This window comes from Dysgonomonas reticulitermitis (assembly GCF_054601275.1).
Window position 1 is genome coordinate 1 of the sequence record NZ_BAAHWU010000110.1, and the last position, 2373, is coordinate 2373.

Below are 2373 nucleotides of genomic sequence, written 5' to 3' on the forward strand. Positions count from 1 at the left end.
GATCCCGGATCCGTCGGCGTCGTCGCGACGGGACGGATCGTATGCTCCCCTGCGCCATGAAGGCGTTGCGCCGTGCAGCGCAGCTCCCTCCCGGCGATCGAATGTAGATACACAGCAATAATAGTAAACAAGTTAAAGGGCGCCCGCGTTTCCAGGCAGGGAAGCCGCCGGCGCTTTGAAGGTATTTTATGGTCAGTCATTTGATGTCGTTGTTTAAGTACTTTACACATTGTTTCGTTATCCCTGCCGATGATGATACCGACAGGATTATAATTATTGCTTCGCAACACACAGACGGGACGTCTGCGCGAGCGTGCGGTTTTCATTTTTTATTTTCATCTTGTTTTTTCGTTTAAACTGTTATTATTCACTGTTTTATCCCTGTTTATCATCCTCCGACCTTTTTTTTGGTTATCATAGGGTAGCCTGGCGCTACCCTATAGGGTGGAGGGGGCGGGGGGGTAACCCGGCGGCTCGTAGTGGCTCGAAGGACTTGAAGCGGGGACGGTCACTTACGCTCTTTTTACATCCTTATGCATCTAATCGGCATGGCAATCGCTCGCGTACTCACCTGATTGACAGACGCACTTGATGAGGTTGTTTTGGAATAAAGTGAACGACCGGTTGCGGCGTCTACACCTGTGGTCCAATAATAGATTTCGTCCCCATTGGTCATGAGGTTTCCTGTGTACCCTATATAACTCTGCGCCGGTAACCACCCAAGAGTCGTAGATGTGCGGCCGCGGTTAGTGGCGTTCCATGGAGCCCCGGACGTCGACAGCGGTACGCCTTGCGGGGTTCTCCAGTTTTCTGGGCAGGGGTCATATATTGTTTTCGAAGTAGTACTCCAAAGGTTGTCGTTATGAATGCCCGATTGGGTGGTGAACCAATCACCGGTAGTTGAGGTAATGGTGAGGAAAGTTGTGGGCGCACTCGTCGCTAGCGCTATGTTGTAGAAGGGCGCAGTGCCGGCCGGGGCCACCGTGTTCGCTCGCGCAATACCGGTACCGGATTGATTATAAATAGTTTTAAAAGTTGACCCAGTGATAGCGGATGGGCCAGGGAAAGGGTCTTTCCGACCCCACTGATAGTTTAGACCAAGGGAGGTGGTGGCGCCTGGCGTGTTGCTTAGAGCGCCCAGGTTGCGGTCCATATATTGGCCGCTTGCGACTGCAGCCGGGCTATAATTCGTCACCCACAAGTGCCACGACCACAGGATTTTTCCGCTTTTTTTAATGCATACCACAGCGTTGCCTTCGGCAGAGCCGGTGCTTACCACGACTTTTCCGGACGGTCCCGAGCCTGTGGCGGAGACAGACGCAATATTAGAGTTAGCGGCTACTCCATTCGCGTTGTCTGTCCACACCAGTTCGGCCGTGAATGCTTCCGAGCCACCAAGCTGGGCACCCAGGTCGGACATGTTACAATTTCGCACATTGATCTCGAAGTTTGCGGTGTTTGGAGCGACTATAAACGAGTTGGCGGACGGAGTGGTCATGCAACTCAGCGGAACATCGACATCAGCGAACAGGCCAGTCGGGCTGCTGATTGTCACTACCGGGCTGCTGGACAGGACGCTTAACGTCGTCATGTCATCGATCACACCGAAGTATACCGTTTGTCCGGCGGCGGTTATGTTCGCCGGGTAGGTGGCGGTCGGCAGCGTAAGCACGTTATCCGGATCTTCTTTGACGGTCACCGTAAAAGGCGAGTTGGATCGTACGGCGAACGATTTGGTGTTGCCATCCATCAGGTACATGGAAGCGACCATGGGAATCATATTATAGACAGTCTGGCGAAGCGTAAGGGATTTGTTGATGGAGGAGATCCCGTTGGAAACGCTGTAAAACCAGATCGACGAGCGCACCAGGAACGGATCGGCGTTCAGCTGGGCGGTGGTGATGGCCGGTGGCTGTATGTTATAGTCATGGGTAGCCGAAGCGTCTGTCAGGCTGCCGCTGGCGGGAAGACTGGTCAGGCCCGTGCCGGTAGCAAAGGTAAAGGCTGTACCGATGGCTGTACTGACAAAGGTCAGGGGGGAAGCAATCGGCGTCCATGCCAGGTGGAACTCTTGGGCGGCAGGCTGGGTATCTTTCGCGGCGAAAAACTCGAGCTGGCTGACCGGGTTCCCGCTGCTATCGGTGATGTTCAGGGAAAGGGCCGCGGAGATTTCCTGTGTCACCTTGACGACATACTTCAGCCGGCCGGCGGACAGGTGGACAAAGGCGATACGTTCGCTGGTACCACTGTTCTGGCTCATAGTAAGCTTTGTATCGACAGCCGGGCCGGCGGCGCCTGCCTTGACTGTGGCGTCCAGCCAGTCGGAAGTGTTACCGGCGGCATCGGCTATCTTATCTATTGTCCATCCTCCCG

The 2373-nt window shown here is 54.5% G+C and carries 2 protein-coding genes; both read right to left on the minus strand.

Annotated features, from left to right (window positions below; all coding sequences use genetic code 11):
* On the minus strand, nt 1-326 hold a 326-nt coding region (locus ACYPZI_RS15850; RefSeq protein WP_459603330.1), incomplete at its 3' end, for a hypothetical protein.
* 197 nt (nt 327-523) lie between these two features.
* A partial coding sequence (locus tag ACYPZI_RS15855; RefSeq protein ID WP_459603332.1) for a fibrobacter succinogenes major paralogous domain-containing protein occupies nt 524-2373 on the minus strand: 1850 nt, incomplete at its 5' end.